14 protein-coding genes are annotated in these 18,092 nt (G+C 72.1%); 4 read left to right on the top strand and 10 right to left on the bottom strand.

All coding sequences use genetic code 11. The annotated features are described in order from the left end of the window. Positions 1-744 precede the first annotated feature (744 nt). Complete coding sequence (locus ACYQ77_RS03045; protein ID WP_459708123.1) at positions 745-1,638, top strand: DMT family transporter; 894 nt, start codon at positions 745-747, stop codon at positions 1,636-1,638. On the opposite strand, the gene ACYQ77_RS03040 is transcribed toward ACYQ77_RS03045, so the two are convergent. From ACYQ77_RS03040 to ACYQ77_RS03025, 4 genes are all read right to left on the bottom strand, one after another. Beyond that, entirely contained in the window at positions 1,625-2,368 is a 744-nt protein-coding gene (locus ACYQ77_RS03040) for a nitroreductase/quinone reductase family protein (RefSeq protein ID WP_459707139.1), read from the bottom strand. The two genes, ACYQ77_RS03045 and ACYQ77_RS03040, sit on opposite strands and share 14 nt — an antisense overlap. Positions 2,369-2,629: 261 nt before the next feature. Continuing rightward, positions 2,630-3,436, bottom strand: a complete 807-nt coding sequence (locus ACYQ77_RS03035; RefSeq protein WP_459707137.1) for a MerR family transcriptional regulator — start codon at positions 3,434-3,436, stop codon at positions 2,630-2,632. Between the two features lie 37 nt (positions 3,437-3,473). After that, the gene (locus ACYQ77_RS03030) at positions 3,474-4,133 is read right to left on the bottom strand and encodes a response regulator (protein ID WP_396111543.1); all 660 of its coding nucleotides are present in this window, start codon (positions 4,131-4,133) and stop codon (positions 3,474-3,476) included. Between the two features lie 14 nt (positions 4,134-4,147). Beyond that, complete coding sequence (locus ACYQ77_RS03025; protein WP_459708120.1) at positions 4,148-5,383, bottom strand: ATP-binding protein; 1,236 nt, start codon at positions 5,381-5,383, stop codon at positions 4,148-4,150. A 200-nt stretch (positions 5,384-5,583) separates the two neighbouring features. On the opposite strand from ACYQ77_RS03025, the gene ACYQ77_RS03020 reads away from it, so the two are divergent. Then, on the top strand, positions 5,584-6,885 hold the full coding sequence (locus tag ACYQ77_RS03020) for a PspC domain-containing protein (protein ID WP_459707135.1): 1,302 nt from the start codon (positions 5,584-5,586) through the stop codon (positions 6,883-6,885). Then, positions 6,878-7,078, top strand: coding sequence for a hypothetical protein (locus ACYQ77_RS03015; protein ID WP_459707133.1), 201 nt, complete (start codon positions 6,878-6,880; stop codon positions 7,076-7,078). Before ACYQ77_RS03020 ends, ACYQ77_RS03015 begins: the two co-directional genes overlap by 8 nt. Positions 7,079-7,124: 46 nt before the next feature. Here ACYQ77_RS03015 and guaA read toward each other — a convergent pair whose 3' ends face one another. After that, complete coding sequence (gene guaA, locus ACYQ77_RS03010) at positions 7,125-8,678, bottom strand: glutamine-hydrolyzing GMP synthase (RefSeq protein ID WP_459707131.1); 1,554 nt, start codon at positions 8,676-8,678, stop codon at positions 7,125-7,127. 51 nt (positions 8,679-8,729) lie between these two features. On the opposite strand from guaA, the gene ACYQ77_RS03005 reads away from it, so the two are divergent. Further along, positions 8,730-10,184 carry an aldehyde dehydrogenase family protein gene (locus tag ACYQ77_RS03005; protein WP_459707129.1) on the top strand — a complete coding sequence of 485 codons (1,455 nt, stop codon included), beginning with the start codon at positions 8,730-8,732 and terminating at the stop codon, positions 10,182-10,184. On the opposite strand, the gene ACYQ77_RS03000 is transcribed toward ACYQ77_RS03005, so the two are convergent. The 5 genes from ACYQ77_RS03000 to ACYQ77_RS02980 form a co-directional block, all read right to left on the bottom strand. Then, on the bottom strand, positions 10,181-11,647 hold the full coding sequence (locus ACYQ77_RS03000; protein ID WP_459707127.1) for an FAD-binding oxidoreductase: 1,467 nt from the start codon (positions 11,645-11,647) through the stop codon (positions 10,181-10,183). The genes ACYQ77_RS03005 and ACYQ77_RS03000 overlap by 4 nt on opposite strands. A gap of 85 nt (positions 11,648-11,732) precedes the next feature. Further along, on the bottom strand, positions 11,733-13,202 hold the full coding sequence (locus tag ACYQ77_RS02995) for an FAD-dependent monooxygenase (RefSeq protein ID WP_459707125.1): 1,470 nt from the start codon (positions 13,200-13,202) through the stop codon (positions 11,733-11,735). Beyond that, entirely contained in the window at positions 13,202-14,158 is a 957-nt protein-coding gene (locus ACYQ77_RS02990; RefSeq protein ID WP_459707123.1) for an MBL fold metallo-hydrolase, read from the bottom strand. Before ACYQ77_RS02990 ends, ACYQ77_RS02995 begins: the two co-directional genes overlap by 1 nt. Positions 14,159-14,839: 681 nt before the next feature. After that, positions 14,840-16,534, bottom strand: coding sequence for an FAD-dependent oxidoreductase (locus tag ACYQ77_RS02985; protein ID WP_459707121.1), 1,695 nt, complete (start codon positions 16,532-16,534; stop codon positions 14,840-14,842). A gap of 9 nt (positions 16,535-16,543) precedes the next feature. Beyond that, on the bottom strand, positions 16,544-18,082 hold the full coding sequence (locus tag ACYQ77_RS02980; protein ID WP_459707119.1) for a GNAT family N-acetyltransferase: 1,539 nt from the start codon (positions 18,080-18,082) through the stop codon (positions 16,544-16,546). Between the last annotated feature and the right edge of the window lie 10 nt (positions 18,083-18,092).

The following is an 18,092-nucleotide window of genomic DNA, read 5'->3' as shown; positions in this document are numbered from 1 at the left end:
GCCGCTCGCGGCGTCCTGAATGCGCCTTTCACGGACACCGGAAGCCGGGCGCATTGCGCCCCGCCCGCGAAGCGGGGCTCTGCCCACCCAAGCCGAGCGCAGCTCACCACAAGGCGCTGCCTGCCTGCCATCCCGTCGACCTGGCGAAGCCCGATCACACCGGGTCAAGGGGGCCCGAAACACGAACCAACCACATGCCCAAAGCCGCCGGGCCCCCTTGACGCGGTGTGATAGCCCTCCGGGAGGTCGACGGGATGGCAGGCAGACCACTCAACAGCAGTCCTTGCCAAACCAGCCCCGTGCAAGACCCCCGCCATCCCGGAGACCAGCCCGTCCGGCGAGGACCCCCCGGAGGGAAAACCCAGGCAAGGCACACCACCAAGCCCGGCGCACACAAACCGCCACAACGGCACTGACCAGCGAAAACAGGCCCCCCAGTACATACGGGCAGCCCCCACCACTCCCGGGGGCACCCCGCTGTCCAGTCTACCGGTGACCCCCGACAGGGGGACGAAAGTCGATCTTGGCTGTGGACAACCACCCCACCTGTGGACAACCAGCTCCCGAGGCGGCGGGATCGTCGGTGCACTGCCGTAGCGTGGTGACCGGGGGCCGGAGGCCGCACCCCGGCACAACCGTTCAGTTCTGCTAACAGATGCGTGTGCTTCTATTTGCTTGTCCTACCGGGCCACGGCGAGGCACCGTTGCGTCGTGATCAGTGGTGGTGGCGCGACCCTCGTGCGCATGGGGTTGCTGGCGTTGTTCTGGGGCTCGAGCTTTCTCTGGATCAAGATGGGCCTCGCGGGCTTCACGCCCGTGCAGATGACCTTCATCCGCGTCCTGCTCGGCGCGGCGGTACTGGTGGTCCTGTGTTACGCGGGCGGCAACCGCCTGCCCCGCGACCGGAAGCTCTGGGGTCACCTCGTCGTCGCCGCTCTGATCGGGAACGCGATCCCGTTCACGTTGTTCGGGATCGGTGAGCAGACGGTCGACTCCGGTGTGGCGGGGGTGCTCAACGCGACCACGCCGCTCTGGGTGCTGGTGATCGCGATCATGCTGCGCGTGGAGCGGAACCTGTCCGTCACCAAGGTCGGCGGGCTCGTGCTCGGGTTCCTCGGCACGTTGCTGATCTTCTCGCCGTGGGAGGCCGAGATCGGGGGCACCGGCGCGCTGCTGATCCTCGTCGCCGCGATCTGTTACGCCATCAGCTTCGCCTACATCGGACGGTTCGTGTCCGGGCGCGGGGTGGCGCCGATCGCGCTGTCCGCGTCGCAGATCCTCTCCGCCACCGGGCTGATGGCGCTCGCCGTGCCCGTGCAGGGGCTCGAACCGGTCCACCTGCGCTGGGACGCGATCATCGCGGTCGCGATCCTCGGGATCTTCGGGACCGGGTTCGCGTTCGCGCTCAACTACCGGCTGATCACCGACGAGGGGCCGACCAACGCGGCCAGCGTCGGGTACCTGCTGCCGGTCGTCTCGGTGCTGCTCGGTGCGTTGTTCCTCGACGAGGCGCTGACGCCACACGTGATCGCCGGCATGGTGGTCGTGCTCGGTGGGGTCGCGCTGACCAGGGTGCGGCGCCGCGCCGTCGTGGAGCCCGCGGCGCCGACCCCGGCCGTCGCGGTCAGCCGACCTTAGGCCACGGCACGTCCGCCAACGCGTTCAGCAGCGGCACCAGCAGCGCCTCCTCGCGGTCCAGGTGCGCGGTCAGCGCGGCGTCCAGGCGGTCGAAGTCGGCGGGCGCCGGGTCGTCCTGCACCACCAGCACCGACAGCTCGCCGCGCAGCCGCGCCACCTTGACGTGCTCGGCCCGCAGCTCCTCCAGTGCGGGAGCGAGCTCCGGGAAACGCTGCCCCAGGAACGAGAACACGGCGTAGTCCTCGCCCATGTGGTGGCGTTCCAGGCCGACGCAGAACGCGAGGCAGTTGCTGCGCAGGTCGTCGGTGAACTCGACGGCCGCACCCGAACGCAGCGCTGCCAGCTCCGCGCGGAACCAGCCGTGCAACGCGACGAGCTCGTCGCCGGCCGCGCGGACGCGCACCACGTCCTGGTCCTCGGGGTGCAGCACGACGACCGGCAGGACCCGGCTGGTCCGCCGCTGGTAGCCGGCGTAGCCGGGAGCTTCGGCGAGCACCACGTCGAACAGCCGGTCGCGTTCCCCGGCGACCGCCGGCACCGCGATGGCGGTGCGGCGGCCGTCGATCGTGACCCTCGGGTTGGCGACCAGGTTGTGGTACCAGGCGGGGTGCCGCGGCGCCCCGCCCGCGGACGCGACGACGAGCAACGTGTCCCCGTCGGGCACCGCGCCGACCTCGACGGTGTGGGACCGGCCGCTGCGCGCGCCGGTCGTGGTCAACGAAATGATCAATGTCCTCTTTCCTCGGTGGGTAGGCGAAAACGGGCACATGCGTGCGCGCGGCGTCTCCCGATCGCCAAGGAAAGGAGAGAGGTCGTGAAGGGGATTGACCGCGCGGGCGTCAGCGGTCAGGCGGCGCCGATGTAGTGGTTGGCCACGGACATCATCCCCTTGGAGTAAGGTGCTCGCCCACCCTCGCCCTTGTGCTGGCGAGGCCACGCGGCACCGGACCATTGAACCCGGCCACCACGGCCGCGAGCAACTCCGCGGCGCTCACGCCAACGGTTCCTGCAGTTCGGTGACCCAGTGGGCGCGGTCGCACATGGCTTCCAGGTACACCTCGCGGTTGTAGCCCGCCGAGGTGTGGCCGTTCTCCTCGATCCACGTGGCGAGCGTCTGGATCGTGGACAGGACGTTGTCCATGTCGCCGTGGTGCAGGATCGTGGCCGCGCGTTCGATGCCCGGGAGATCCACGACGCGCGCGCCCTCGACCGTCTCGACGTTGACCGGGCAGGCCGCGTGCACGACCACGCCACCGTCCGGCGCGTCCTCGTAGTACGCGATCCCGGGGCCGACCGGCTCGACGCCGGCCGCCTTGAGGTGCCCGAACAGCTCGTCGTACAGCGGCCCGATGACCGGGCCGATCGCGCTCGGTTCGAAGCTCGCGGCGACGCCGCTGACCTCCGCGACCCGCACCGGTGGCACCTTCTTGACCTGCACGTCCTGGACCGGCATGACGCCCTCCGTCTCGATGGAACGGAGCCTCGCCTCGACCGCGGCCAGCCGTGCCCGGTCCGCCGCGAGCTGGTTCCGCAGCTCGGCCCGCCGCAACCGCAGCATGCCGCGCAGCTCGTCGATCCCGACCTTCTCGTCGATGATCGTCGCGACCTGCTCGAGCGTGAACCCCAGGTCCTTGAGCGCGACGATGCGGTTCAGGCGCGACAGCTGCGCGGCCTCGTACCCGCGGTACCCGGTGAACGGGTCCACGCGCGCGGGCCGCAGCAGGCCGATCGCGTCGTAGTGCCGCAGCATGCGGACCGACACGCGGCCGTGTCTGGCGAAGTCTCCGATGGTGAACATGACGAAGGCAGGTCTATGGCCTGACACCGTGTGAGGGTCAAACCAGACGTCGGTCCGACGCCCAGCGCGACAGCTCGTAGCGGTTCGACAGCTGTGTCTTGCGCAGGACGCTGGACACGTGCGTCTCCACCGTCTTCACCGAGATGAACAGCTCGGCCGCGATCTCCTTGTACGCGTAGCCGCGCGCGAGCAGCCGCAGCACGTCGCGTTCGCGCGGGGTCAGCAGGTCCAGCTCGGGGTCGGAGATCGGCGCCGCGCCGGGCCGGTCGGCGAACGCGTCCAGCACGAAACCCGCCAGGCGCGGGGAGAACACGGCGTCCCCTTCGGACACCCGGACGACCGCGCGGACCAGCTCGTGGCTGGAGATCGTCTTCGTCACGTAGCCGCGGGCGCCTGCCCGGATGACCGCGATGACGTCCTCGGCCGCGTCGGACACCGACAGCGCGAGGAACACCACCTCGGGGTTGTCCGGCCGCGCGCGGCGCAGCACCTCGGCGCCGCCGCCGTCGGGCATGTGCACGTCCAGCAGCACCACGTCGGGCTTCTTGTGCGCGATCCCGGCGACGGCCTCGCCGACGGTGCCCGCCTCCCCGACCACCTCGACGTCGTCGGTGATGGAGTCCAGCTCCGCCCGCACGCCGGCACGGAACAGGCCGTGGTCGTCCACCAGGAACACCCGTACGGGCTTCTCCGCCATCACTGACAACCCCTCTACGAAGCTACCGAGACCCGCGGCATGCGCAGCTGCACCTCCGTGCCCTCGCCGGGCGCGGTCCGCAGGCGCAGCTCACCGCCGTTGCGCTCCATCCTGCCCCGGATGGAGTCCGCGAGGCCATGCCGGTCCGCGGGAACGGTCTCCGGGTCGAAGCCCTTGCCCCGGTCGCGCACGACGATCGTCACGGTGTCCGGCTCGACCTCGGCGTACACGTTGACCTCGCCGACCTCGGCGTGCTTGGCGGCGTTGACGGTCGCCTCGCGTGCCGCGTACACCAGGCCGGTCAGCCGCTCGTCGAGCTGGCAGTCGCCGACCACGACGTGCTGGACCTTGATCGCGAACTGGTCCTCGACCTCGCCGGACGCCCGCTCGATCGCCTCGGACAGCGACGTCGCCTCCGGTGTGCCGCCCGCGCCACCCGCCTGCGCCCCCTCGACGGGACGGCCCTTGCCGTAGCCCGACGGGCCGTACAACCAGCTGCGCAGCTGCCGTTCCTGGCCGCGGGCGAGGCGCAGCACCTCGCGGGGCGCCTCGGCCTGCTTCTGGATCAGCGCAAGCGTTTGCAGGACGGAGTCGTGCAGGTGGGCGGCGATCTCCGCGCGTTCCTCGGTGCGGATGCGCTGCGTGCGCTCCTCGCCGAGGTCGCGGACCAGCCGCAGCCAGAACGGGACGGTCAGCACGGCGACGCCGATCAGCGCGGCCAGCACCGCGAGCAGCGCGAACTGCATCTGGTCGAGGTTGACGCTGCGGGCGAGGAACACGGCGATACCCGTGATGACCAGCACCGCACCGGTCAGCACCCGCACCAGCGCGGACCGGCCACCCGTCCCGACGACGGCGCCGACCACACCGGACTTGGTCCACCGGCGGCGCTGCTGCTCGTCGGCCTCCCGCCAGACCAGCGCGGCGCCGACGAGGGTGACCGCGAGCCCGCCCGCGATCCAGCCGTTGAACATCCCGGACAGCGCGCCGACGCCGACCGCGAGGCCGATGCCCATCGCGAGCAGGCCGCGGGCCTGCTGCTTCTCCTTGACCGAGACCTCGCCCTGCTTGGTCTCGGTGCGTGCCTGGGGGACGAACACCCACAGCAGGCCGTACGCGAGCACGCCCGCGCCGCCGAACGCCGCCAGCAGCGCGAACGCCATCCGGGTCCACAGGACGCCGATGCCGAGGTGGTCGGCGAGCCCGCCCGCGACCCCCGCGACGGCACGACCGGTCCGCCGGCGACGCATCCTGGTCTCGTCGTCGGCCTGGTCCCGTTTCGCGCGTTCGAGGTCCGCGTCCACCACCGGCTCTCGCATCTCGGCCTGCACACTCACTGTGCCATCGTCACACGGGTGCGCGCGCGCTCCATCAGGGAAAAACCCGGACCGTGTGGTTCAGGGTGTTTCCCCGATGTGCCGGGCGGGGGCGCCGACGCATCCTTGTCACCGTGAGTGCGACACAGGGACACCACGGCGCCATGCGCGCCGAGGACGCGGTCAAGGACTTCTGGGCGACCAGGCCACGGCGACCGCGACGTGGCCGGAAGATCGCGGGCGTCGCCGCGGGCGTGGCCAACCGGTACCGGATGGACCCGGTGCTGGTGCGGGTCGGGTTCGTCGTGGCGGCTGTCTACGGCGGTGCGGGGATCCTGTTCTACCTGCTCGGCTGGCTGTTCCTGCCCGAGGAGGACGACGAGGTGGCACCCGCGGAGGCGCTGATCGGCAAGGGCCGCAGCTCGACGTCCGCCGGGTTCACCATCCTGCTGTGCGTTCTGCTGGTGCCGATGGCCGGCTGGTTCTTCGGCGGCGGGCCCTTCGGGACGTTCCCGGCGTGGCTGAGCCTGATCGTGATCGGCGGGTTGCTGTTCCTGTTGCACCAGAACCGCGGGCACCTCACCCCGGTGCGCACGTCGACGGCGTCGGCGCCGCAGCCTGCCGCACCGGAGGCCGCGATGCCGGTCATGCCGGTGCCTCCGTCCACCGACGTGCCGCGGACGCCGCCGGTGGGTGCCCCGGTCGACATGCCGCCGCCGGCCGAGGAGCGCACCACGCCGCCCGCGTGGGACCCGCTCGGCGCCGCGCCGTTCGCGTGGGACCTGCCGGAGCCGGCCGCGCCCACGCCGGAGGAACCGCCGGAGCCGCCGGTGAAGCGGCGCAGGTCGCGGATCGGCACGATGACGGTCGGCCTGGCGCTGGTGGCCGCGGCGGGCATGTCGTTCGCGATGGGCGGGTGGATCACGCCGCAGCACATCGTCGGCGTGGTGCTGGCCATCCTCGGTCTCGGCATGGTGGCCGGCGCGTTCCTGCGCGGCGGCCGCGGCCTGATCGCGCTGGCGGTGCCGCTGTCGGTGGCGGGGCTGGCGCTGACGGTCGTGAGCCCGGACGGCTACAACGGCATCGGTGACCTGACCGCGCAGCCGACCTCCCTGGCGCAGCTCGACCGCGAGTACGAGCGGTCGGTGGGTGACGTGACGGTGAACCTCACGTCGCTGCCGCTGTCCGACGAGGTGGTCGAGGTGCGGGCCAGGACCGGCGCGGGCGTCGTCGAGGTGATCGTCCCGGAGGACGCCGACGTGGTCGTGACGTGCGAGGCCGAGCGTGGCACGGTGGAGTGCCTCGACCGGGAGGAGTCGGGCCTCGACGTGCGGGTCGACGAGTACGAGAGCCTCGGCAACGACGGCGCGGGCGGGCAGCGGATCGAGATCGAGGCCGAGGTCAACACGGGAAGTGTGGAGGTGCGCCGTGGCTGAGCGCGACCAGGAGACGCGCAGGGGGTTCCCGGACCTGCTGACCGGCCTCGCGGGGATCGGCACGCTGCTCGTGTCGGCCTACGTGCTGACCGACGGCGCGTTCGAGATCCCGAACCCGACGTGGCTGCTGGCGGGCGGTGCGCTGCTGGTGGGCATCATCCTGCTGACGTCCTCACTGCGCGGCAAACGCTAGGAACACGCGAAAGGCGCCCCTCGCGAGGGGCGCCTTTCGCGTTGTCTCATTCCCACTCGATGGTGCCCGGGGGCTTGGACGTCACGTCCAGGACGACCCGGTTGACCTCCGCGACCTCGTTCGTGATGCGGGTCGAGATGCGTTCCAGCACGTCGTACGGGAGGCGGGTCCAGTCGGCGGTCATGGCGTCCTCCGAGGACACCGGCCGCAGGACCACCGGGTGGCCGTAGGTCCGGAAGTCGCCCTGCACGCCGACGCTGTGGACGTCCGCCAGCAGCACCACCGGGCACTGCCAGATGTCGCGGTCGAGGCCCGCGGCGGTCAGTTCCTCGCGGGCGATCGAGTCGGCCGCGCGCAGGATCTCCAGCCGCTCGGCCGTGACCGCGCCGATGATGCGGATGCCGAGGCCCGGGCCGGGGAACGGCTGCCGGTGGACGATCGTCTCCGGCAGGCCCAGCTCCAGGCCCACGCGGCGGACCTCGTCCTTGAACAGCTCGCGCAGCGGCTCGACCAGCTCGAACTGCAGGTCGTCCGGCAAGCCGCCGACGTTGTGGTGGCTCTTGATGTTCGCCGCGCCGGTGCCGCCGCCGGACTCGACCACGTCCGGGTACAGCGTGCCCTGCACGAGGAAGCGGTAGTCGCCCTGTGCCTTCAGGTCGCGCTCGGCCTGCTCGAAGACGCGGATGAACTCGCGACCGATGATCTTGCGCTTCTGCTCGGGGTCGGTGACGCCGTCCAGCGCCGACAGGAACCGCTCGCGGGCGTCCACGGTGACCAGGTTGACCCCGGTCGCGGACACGTAGTCGCGTTCCACCTGGGCCCGTTCCCCGGCACGCAACAACCCGTGGTCGACGAACACGCAGGTCAGCCGGTCGCCGATGGCACGTTGCACGAGCGCGGCCGCGACCGCGGAGTCGACGCCCCCGGACAGGCCGCAGATCGCCCTGCCGTCGCCGATCTGCTCGCGGATCTTCGCGACCTGTTCCTCCACGATGGACGCGATCGTCCACTGTGGCCGGATGCCCGCGACGTCGTGCAGGAACCGGCGCAGCACCTCCTGCCCGTGCGGCGAGTGCGCCACCTCCGGGTGGTACTGCACACCGGCGAACCTGCGTTCCGTGTCCTCGAACGCGGCGACCACCGCACCCGAGGACGTCGCGGTCACGTCGAAACCGGGCGGGGCCTTGGTGACCGAGTCGCCGTGGGACATCCACACCGGGTGCCGCGCGGGCAGGTCCGTGTGCAGGACACCGCCCTGCGACGACAGGTCGGTGCGGCCGAACTCGCGTGACCCGGTGTGCTCGACCGTCCCGCCGAGGGCCTGCGCCATCGCCTGGAAGCCGTAGCAGATGCCGAACACCGGCACGCCCGCCTCGAACAGCTCGGGGTCCACCCCGGGCGCGCCGTCGGCGTACACGCTCGACGGCCCGCCGGACAGCACGATGGCCTGCGGGTCCTTCTCGAGCAGCTCCGCCACCGACGCGGTGTGCGGAACCACCTCCGAGTACACCTGTGCCTCCCGCACGCGACGGGCGATGAGCTGCGCGTACTGGGCACCGAAGTCGACGACGAGCACTGGCCGGTGGAAGTTGTCGGTCACGGCCACAGCATCGCATGCGCCCTGCCGGCACCCGGGAACTACGGTGGGGGTATGAACGCGACCGAGCAGCACCTGCCCACCCCGCGTCCTGCCTGGATCGCGGGGCGAGCGGAGCAGAGTGACCAGACCCTCGCCGTGCACCACCCGTTCGACGGCGACGAGATCGCGACCGTCTGCGTGCCCAGCGCTGATCAGGTCGAACGTGCGGTCGCCGCGGCTGTCGACGTGCAGCAGAAGTTCCGGACCACCCCCGCGCACGTCCGGGCGGCGGCGCTGGACCACGTCTCCCGGCAGCTGGCCGCGCGGGTGGACGAGATCGCCGAGATGATCACCGCGGAGAACGGGAAACCACTCCGTTGGGCGACGCTCGAGGTGGGTCGGGCGGTGTCGACGTTCCGGTTCGCCGCCGAGGAGGCCCGCCGGTTCTCCGGTGAGCTGCAGCGGCTCGACACCGACCCGAACGCCGAGGGGCGGCTCGCGGTGGTGCGCCGGGTGCCGCGCGGCCCGGTGCTGGGCATCGCGCCGTTCAACTTCCCGCTGAACCTGGTGGCGCACAAGATCGCCCCGGCCATCGCCGTCGGCGCGCCGATCGTCGTGAAGCCCGCGCCGCGCACGCCGCTGTCGGCGCTGCTGCTGGGTGAGCTGCTGGCCGAGACCGACCTGCCGGAGGGCTCGTGGTCGGTGCTGACGGTCGGCAACGAGGAGACGATGGCGCTGGTCAAGGACCCGCGGCTGCCGGTGGTGTCGTTCACCGGCTCCGGCCCGGTCGGCTGGTCGCTGATGGACGCCGCGCCGCGCAAGCAGGTCGTGCTGGAGCTGGGCGGCAACGGCGCGGCGGTCGTGTGCGCGGACTGGCCGGACCTGGACTTCGCCGCGAAGCGCATCGCGATGTTCTCCAACTACCAGGCCGGGCAGTCGTGCATCGCCGTGCAGCGGGTGATCGTGGAACGCGCGGTCGCCGAGGCGTTCCTGCCGAAGCTGCTGGACGCGGTCGGCGCGCTGCGGACCGGCGACCCGCACGACCCGGACGTCGAGGTGGGCCCGCTGGTCGACGAGGCCGCCGCCGAGCGCGTGGAGAAGTGGGTCAACGAGGCCGTGTCCGCGGGCGCGAAGCTGCTGGCGGGCGGCAAGCGGGACGGCGCGACGGTCGAGCCGACCGTGCTCGCCGAGGTCCCGATCGACGCGAACGTCTGGGCCGAGGAGGTCTTCGGGCCCGTCCTGTCGGTGTCCGTGGTCGACAACGTGGACGAGGCGTTCGCGCAGGTCAACGACTCGAAGTACGGGCTGCAGGCCGGGCTGTTCACCCGTGACGTGCAGGTGGCGTTCCGCGCCCGCGCCGAGCTGGAGGTGGGCGGCGTGATCGTCGGCGACGTGCCGTCGTTCCGCGCCGACCAGATGCCCTACGGCGGCGTGAAGGGCTCCGGCTTCGGCCGTGAGGGCGTGCGCTCGGCGATGGCGGACCTGACCGAGGAGCGCGTCATGGTGCTCACCGGGCTGGAGCTCTAGACCGCCTGGGCGAAGGCGAAGACCTTGTCCGGGTCGTACGTGGCGGCGACCTCCCGCAGGCGCGGGAGGTTGTCGCCGTAGTAGGCGGTGGCCCAGTCGGGCATGGCCGGGTCGATGTAGTTGACGTACCCGTGCGGCCCGGCCAGCCTGCCCAGCCCGTCGCGCACCTCGGCGACGGCCCCGGCGTCGCCGGACGAGTAGATCTGCGCGGACGCGAGCGCAGTGCGGTGCGGGAACGCGGTGTCGCCCGGCGCGACGCGGGACACGGCGCCGCCGAGCGAGTCGAGCAGCACGTCGAGCCGGGCACGGCCCCGCAGCAGGTCGACGAACGCGGCCGGGTCGACGGGTTCGGTGAGCATGCGGGACGATGCGGTGAACGTCTCCCGCCCGAGCTGCCCGCCCTCGGACTCCGGGCGGCACTGGGCGGCGCTGCGCTGTGAGCAGCCGCCGAAGTAGCGCATGGCGTCGAGGTAGCCCTTGCCGGTGATGAGGATCGACGAAGCGCGCGGCATCGTCCGCAGCAGCTGTTTGCACTGGTCCTCGCCGCCGACGAGCGCGCCACCGACCCGGCAGGTGGGCGGCGAGCCCGCGGAGACGATGCAGTTGGACCACATCTCGTCCGGCTGCCGGGCGATCCACTCCTGCCACGCGCCGACGACATCGGCGGTCGCCCCGGCCGGGTACCGGAGCGAGAACACGGTCATGTCGGGCGCGGGCTCGGTGGCGAACGTGAACGACGTGACGACCGCGAAGTTGCCGCCACCGCCGCCCTTGAGCGCCCACAGGAGGTCGCCACCGTCGACGGTCTCCTGGGTGCCGTCGGCGCGGACGACCTTCGCGGCGACGAGCTTGTCGCAGGTCAGCCCGTACTTGCGGGCGGTGACACCGATGCCGCCGCCGAGCGTGAGCCCGCTGATGCCGACGGTCGGGCACGACCCGGCGGGCAGGGCACGGCCCGCCGCGGCGAGCGCCGAGTAGACCTCCATGAGCCGCGCCCCAGCGCCGATCTCGACCGTGCCGCCGCTGACCCGGACGTCCGCCATGGGCCGCAGGTCGAGCACGAGGCCGTCGTCGGGGGTGCTGTAGCCGGCGTAGCTGTGGCCGCCGGACCGGGCAGCGATCGGCATCCGGGCCGTGCGTGCCACGTCGACGCAGCGCGCCACGTCGTCAGCGGACCGGCACCGGGCGACGGCGGCCGGTGTGTGGCTGTCGAAGCGCGGGTTGTAGGAGCGGCTCGCGGTCGCGTAGGTGCCGTCGCCGGGGAGGACGAGGCCGCCGTTCAGCTGGGCACGCAACGCGTTCCAGTCCGGTGGGACGGGCGCCTGCGTGGTGGACGGCGGCGGCGCGCTCGTGGTGGTGGTCGTGCCGGTGGGTGGCGGCGCCGACCCCGGCTCGGGCGAGCACGCCGCGGCCGCCGCCCCCACCGCCACCATCCCGAGAAACCGCCGTCGATTGATCGTCATCCCCCGACACCTCCCACGAAGCAGACGTGCGGGGGGTGGAGGTGGTTGTCCACGGCCACCCGATCGTGCACCACGATCCGGGACGTCACCAGCCTGTCGCGCGGCGCAGGGCCTGCGTGACCAGCGGCGCGATGCCGCCCGGTGGCTCGGTCAGCACCGCTGCCACGTGACCGTCCGGGCGCACGACCACCGCCTGCCGCGGGTTCAGGCCCAGCGCGTCGACGAGGACCGTGTCCGCTTCCTGTTCGAGCGGGAGCACGGCGCCGACCACCGCCCGTTCCCACTCGTCCGCGGGCCGCCAGTCGCACCAGTGGGTGAGCACCGTGAAACAGCCCAGCTCCCGCAACCGCTCACCGCGCGTCAGCCGCGCGTCCGGGCACAGGCCGCCGCCGGACGTCGTCAGCGGGGACGCGTCGTAGGTGAACGGGGCCGCGAGCTTGCCCGAGTTGATCTCCGCCCGCGCCTGCTCGTCGTCGATCGACCGGGTCAGGACGTCCAGGCGGTGCGCCCGGTCCTCGTCCGTCCGCGGCACGAGGAACCGCATCGTCTCGCCCGTGACCCGCAGGTTCTCCTCGGCCGCCGCGCCCCGTTCCGCGTCGTACGACGCCAGCAGCGCCGGGCCGCCGAGGCCCTGCCGGTCCAGCGCGATCTTCCACGCCAGGTTGTCCGCGTCCGCGATGCCGGAGTTGAGGCCGCGCGCGCCGAACGGGCTCATGGTGTGCGCCGCGTCGCCCGCGAGCAGGACCCGGCCCACCGCCATCGTCGGCACGCGCCGCTGGTGGAACCGGTACAGGGACAGCCACACGACCTCGTACTCGGCGTCACCGACGATCGCGCGGATGCGGCCGTCCAGGTCCTCCTCCGCCAGGTCGAAGTCGGCGGGCACCTGCCAGTCGATGCGCCACACGCCGCCCGGCTGCGGGTGCAGGAGCACCTGCCTGCCCGGGTTCCACGGCGGGTCGAAGTAGAACCGCCGCTCGGGCCGGTCGAACCCGAGGTCGGCGCGGATGTCCGCGATCAGGAACCGGTCGTCGAACGACATCCCGTCGAACGGCAGCCCGAGCAGCTCGCGGACCGCCGAGTGGGACCCGTCGGCCGCGACGCAGTGCGTGCCGCGGTACCCGGTGTCCGATGTGGACAGGGAGACGCCGTCGCCGTCCTGCGACACCGCGACGACCGCCTGGTCGTAGTGCAGGTCGACGAGCGGTTCCTCGGCGATCCGCTGTTCCAGCAACAACTCCACGATCGTCTGCGGCGTGTTCACGAACGGCGGGAACGCGGTCGCGCCGACCTCGTCGAACGTGATCTCGCCGACGACGTGCTCGCGGTAGTAGATCCGGCCGCGCGTCCACGTGACCCCGACGTCCGCGATCTGAGCGCCGACGCCGGCGCGCTCGAGGATGTCGAGCACGTCCCGCTGCACGCAGATCGACCGGCTGCCGACCAGCTCGCGGCGCGGCGCCGCCTCCAGCACGGTGACGGGCACGCCGTGCCGCGCGAGCAGCAGGGCGGCCGTCATGCCGACCGGGCCCGCGCCGACGACCAGGACCCGCATCAGGCGTCGTCCCGCAGCGCGGCCCAGACTTCCTGGTCGCGTTCGGCCGTCCAGATGCGCGGCCAGTCGATGCCGTCGAGCTCGTCCCAATAGCGCTGCACGTTGAACGGCAGGCAGTGCTCGAAGATGGGCCAGCCGCCGAAGTCGGGGGCGAGCGCGTCGTGGGCGGCGGTGAAGGCGTCCTTGAGCGTGCCGTGCGAGCCGTGCACCGCGCCGACGGTGCGGCGGAGCTCGTCGAGGAAGTGCCTGCTCTGCGCGATGGCGGCGAACACGGCGTCGGCCCCGTCGGCCACGGCGCCCCGGCCGCCGACGAGCACCTCGGCCCCGAACCCCTGCACGTTGTCCAAAGTGGACGAGGCCCATTCGGTGTGGAACGCGTCCCCGGTGTACAGCGCGGCCTGCGCCTCGACGAGATCCCCCGCGAAGAGGATCCGGTCGTGCGGCAACCACGCGATGATGTCGCCCGCCGTGTGGCCGCGCCCGCAGTGGGCGAGAACGAGTTCCCGGTCGCCGCCGAGCGGGATGACCATGCGGTCGGTGAACGTCAGCGTGGGCCAGGTCAGGCCGGGGATGGAACCGGGTTCCTCGAACAGGCGCGGCATGCGGGCCAGCTCGGACGCCCAGTCCTCCTCGCCCCGCTCGGCGATGAGGCGGCGGGTCTGCGTGTGGGCGACGATCTCGGCGGCCCCGAACGCGGCAGCGCCCAGCGTGCGGACGGCGTGGTAGTGGCTGAGGACCAGGTACCGCACGGGTTTGTCGGTCCGTTCCCGCAGCCGGCCGAGCCACCGTTCGGCGGCGACCGGCGTGGCACGCGCCTCGAAGGCGACGACGAAGTCCTCGGCCTCGATGGCGCCGACGTTGGGGTCACCCTCGGCGGTGAGCGCGTACACGCCGGGCGCCAACTCGGAGAAGGTCTCCTCCTTGGCAGCAAGATCCCCACTGGACGCGAACGCCATTCCGCACCTCTCACTTCGTTGTGACTGCGAGCGTAGCGGTCTCGTTGTCCGGTCTGGCTTGATTGTTTGGTGGTGGGTTCCCTCTGGGGGTTGACCCTGTTGTGGGTTCCCTCCGGGGGTTGACCTTGTTGTGGGGTTTCCCTCCGGGGGGTCCTCGCCGGACGGGCTGGTCTCCGGGATGGCAGCGGGTCTTGCACGGGGTTGGTTTGGCAGGGACTGGTGTCCGTGGCGGTGCCTGCCATCCCATCGACCTCCCACGGGCTATCACGCCGCGTCAAGGGGGCCCGGGGATTGGTCAGCTGGTTGCGTCGGGCTTCCGGGCCCCCTTGACACGGCGTGATCGGGCTTCGCCAGGTCGACGGGATGGCAGGCACCCCTCACGGGGTGATGGGGCTTCGCCGCGCTTCGCGGGGCCGGGCGCACAGCGCCCGGCATACCGGGTCTCCATCCACATACCGGGTCTGCACCCCGGGGTCGGCCCTCGCCGCTCGCGCGCGCGATGGCAACCCCCACCCGATCCCGGGGGCCACCCGCCATGCCAGTCTACCGGTGACCACCGACAATTCCAGCCCGCCGCCACGAACTGTGGACAACCGGGGCACCTGTGGACAACTCGCCTTTCGGCGGCCGTCTTTGTCGGGGGTGCTCGCTACGCTGGAAATCGGGGGCCGGCGGCCGCCCTCACCGCAGCCACAACGCGGCCGGGGCGTTGGCCGGGACCGCGGGCGAGCGGGGCGGCACCGGAGCGATGCGCTCATACCCGGCGGCAGGGCGCGGATCGGCATCGCCCTTGTTGGGCCAGAACGAGAACGCTCGCTCCGCCTGCGCGGTGATCGTCAGCGACGGGTTCACGCCCAGGTTCGCCGAGATCGCCGAGCCGTCCACGATGGACAGGCCCGGGTAGCCGTGCACGCGGTGGTACGGGTCGATGACGCCCTCGTCCGCGGACGCGCCGATCGGGCAACCGCCGATGAAGTGGGCCGTCAGCGGGATGTTGAAGATCTCCCCCCACGTGCCGCCCGCGATGCCGTCGATGTGCTTCGCCGCCAGCTGGTTCGCTTCGTGGCCCGCCGGGATGAACGACGGGTTCGGTTCGCCGTGGCCCTGCCGCGACGTGTACTTGCGCCGCCCGAACAGCCCGCGCTTCGTGTACGTGGTGATCGAGTTGTCGAGGCTCTGCATCACGAGCAGGATCACCGTCCGCTCGCTCCACCGGTGCGTGCGCAGCAGCTGCGCCGTCTGCACCGGGTGCCGGAACATGAACCGCACCGCCTGCAGCCAGCGCGGCATCGACGCGGCGCCGTCGGTCGCGATGGTCTGCAGCAGGCCCATCGCGTTGCTGCCCTTGCCGTACCGGACCGGCTCGATGTGGGTGGTCTCGTCCGGGTGGATGGACGACGTGATCGCGACGCCCCGGCTGAAGTCGCGGGCCGGGTCGACCGTGGTGCGGCCCGCGCCGATGATCGCTTCCGAGTTGGTGCGGGTCAGCTCACCCAGCCGCGGCGACAGGCGGGGCAGCACGCCGCGGTCCTTCATCTCGTGCAGCAGCCGCTGCGTGCCCCACGTGCCCGCGGCCAGCACGACCTGGCCCGCCGTGATCGTCAGGCGGGCGCGGCCACCGGTCCGGCGCACGTCCACGGCGAAACCCTCCGCCGTGGGGCGCACCGCCGTCACGGTCGTCATCGGCAGGACCTTCGCGCCGTGCTTCTCCGCGAGGTACAGGTAGTTCTTCACCAGCGTGTTCTTGGCGCCCACGCGGCAGCCCGTCATGCACGAACCGCACTCGGTGCAGCCGGTGCGGCGCGGCCCGGCGCCGCCGAAGAACGGGTCCTCCACCTCGACACCCGGCTTGCCGAAGTACACGCCCACGGGGGTCGGGTGGAACGACTCGGCCACGCCCATGTCGGCCGCGACCTTCTGCATGACCTCGTCGGCCGGGGTGATCGTCGGGTTCTGGACCACGCCGAACATCCGCGACGCCTGGTCGTAGTGCGGCGCGAGCTCCGCCTCCCAGTCGGTGATGTGCGCCCACTGCTTGTCCCGGTAGAACGGCTTCAGCGGCCGGTACAGCGTGTTCGCGTACACCAGCGACCCGCCGCCCACCCCGGACCCGGCCAGCACCATCACGTCGTTGAGCAGGTGGATGCGCTGGATGCCGAAGCACCCGAGCGCGGGCGCCCACAGGTACCTGCGCAGGTCCCACGACGTCGTGGCGAACTCGTCGTCCGCGAACCGGCGACCGGCCTCGATCACCGCGACCCGGTAGCCCTTCTCCGTGAGGCGCAGCGCGGCCACGCTGCCGCCGAACCCGGAACCCACGACCACGACGTCGTAGTCGAAGGTGTTACCGGGAGTCCTACTCGCGAGTTCACCCATGGGTCGAGACTAAGCCTCGACGTCGCTCCGGACCAGCCCGTAGTGCACGAGATCCCGCCGGACGCCCCCGCGCAGCTGCGCCCCGCGCAGCACGCCCTCCCTGCGGAAACCCGCCTTCTCCAGTGCCCGCTGCTCGGCGATGTTGTCGACGTCCGTGCTGGCCTCGATGCGGTCCAGCTCGGTCGTGGCCAGCAGGTGCTCGACCAGCAACCGCTGCGCGATCGTGCCGATGCCCCGCCCGCGCGCCGAGGGCAGCAGGCCGATGCCGATGTTCCACGCCGAGCACGCCACCGTGCCGCCGTAGTCGACCGCGTGCCAGCTGACGCCGCCGAGCAGGTCGCCCGTCTCCGCGTCGAGCACGCTGAACAGCGACGTCCGCGCCGGGCCCGCCACCCGAGGCCGGTCGTCCTGGTCGACCTGGAAGTCACCGGCGGCCGCCACGTAGAACGCCTCGCGGTCACCGGGGCCCGGCTCGGCCAGCACGACCCCGTCGCGCTCGATCACGACGTGCCGCTCGATGGCGTTCGCGTCCTCGATGACGTCGGTCCGCAGCAGGCTGTAGGACACCATGTCGCGGCGGCGACCGCCACGCAGCTGTCCGCCGCGGATCAGGCCCTCCGGCCGGAAACCCGCCTTGGCCAGCACGCGCTGCGCGGGCACGTTGTCCCGGTCGGTGCTGGCCTCGATCCGGTCGATGTCGGTCGTCGCGAACAGGTACTCGGCGACCAGCCGGGTGGCGGTCGCGCCGACGCCGCGGCCCCTCGCCTCCGGCACCAGCGCGAGGCCGATGTTCCACGCCTCGCACCCGGCGGTCGGCCCGTAGCCGACCGCGTGCCAGCTGACCGTGCCGATCGGCTCCTCGGTGATCCGGTCGAGCACGACCAGGCGCTCCGACGTCGGGTGGTGGCGCAGCGGCCGGTGGTCGGGGTCGATGTCGAAGTCGCTCGCGTACCGCGCGCTCAGCGCCCCGTCGTCGCCCGGCAGCGCCGTGCCCAGCGCGATGCCCTCACCGGTGGCGACGATCTCGCGGACCGCGTCCTCGTCGGGCAGGTCCGACCGCAGGATCCCGAAACCGACCATGTCGTGCCGCGACCCGCCGCGGAACTGGGCGCCGCGCAGCACACCCTCGCGCCGCATGCCCGCCTTGCGCAGCGCCTTCTGCGACGCGACGTTCTCCACGTCGGCGCTGGCCTCGATCCGGTCGACCTCGGTGGTCGCGAACAGGTGCTCGATCAGCAGCCGCAACGCCGTGGCGCCCGCGCCCTTGCCACGCGCGGCGGGCACGAGGCCGATGCCGATGTTCCACGCCGTGCACGCCGCGGTGCGGCCGTAGCCGACCGCGTGCCAGTTCACGGACCCGAGCACGGCGTGGGTCTCGGCGTCCACGATCGCGAGCCGGTGCACCTCGAACGTGAAGTGCGGGGCCGGGCGGTCGTCGGGGTCGACGTCCCACGCGCCGTCGTCCTGCTCCTCGAGCACGCGGCGGTCGTCGTCGGTCAGCTCCGCGAGCGCCACACCGTCGCGCTCGGCAACGATCTGTCTCGGCACGATGTTCGCT

This window comes from Actinophytocola sp. KF-1 (assembly GCF_054661535.1).
The sequence above is the reverse complement of the archived record's forward strand: the minus strand, read 5'-3'. Positions and strand labels throughout refer to the sequence as shown.

Excerpts from the sequence above, each read along its gene's own strand:
- ACYQ77_RS03045 (WP_459708123.1), top strand. The coding sequence starts at position 745 with ATGGGGTTGCTGGCGTTGTTCTGGGGCTCGAGCTTTCTCTGGATCAAG.
- ACYQ77_RS03035 (WP_459707137.1), bottom strand. The coding sequence starts at position 3,436 with ATGTTCACCATCGGAGACTTCGCCAGACACGGCCGCGTGTCGGTCCGC.
- ACYQ77_RS03030 (WP_396111543.1), bottom strand. The coding sequence starts at position 4,133 with ATGGCGGAGAAGCCCGTACGGGTGTTCCTGGTGGACGACCACGGCCTG.
- ACYQ77_RS03025 (WP_459708120.1), bottom strand. The coding sequence starts at position 5,383 with ATGCGTCGCCGGCGGACCGGTCGTGCCGTCGCGGGGGTCGCGGGCGGG.
- ACYQ77_RS03005 (WP_459707129.1), top strand. The coding sequence starts at position 8,730 with ATGAACGCGACCGAGCAGCACCTGCCCACCCCGCGTCCTGCCTGGATC.
- ACYQ77_RS03000 (WP_459707127.1), bottom strand. The coding sequence starts at position 11,647 with ATGACGATCAATCGACGGCGGTTTCTCGGGATGGTGGCGGTGGGGGCG.
- ACYQ77_RS02995 (WP_459707125.1), bottom strand. The coding sequence starts at position 13,202 with ATGCGGGTCCTGGTCGTCGGCGCGGGCCCGGTCGGCATGACGGCCGCC.
- ACYQ77_RS02990 (WP_459707123.1), bottom strand. The coding sequence starts at position 14,158 with ATGGCGTTCGCGTCCAGTGGGGATCTTGCTGCCAAGGAGGAGACCTTC.
- ACYQ77_RS02985 (WP_459707121.1), bottom strand. The coding sequence starts at position 16,534 with ATGGGTGAACTCGCGAGTAGGACTCCCGGTAACACCTTCGACTACGAC.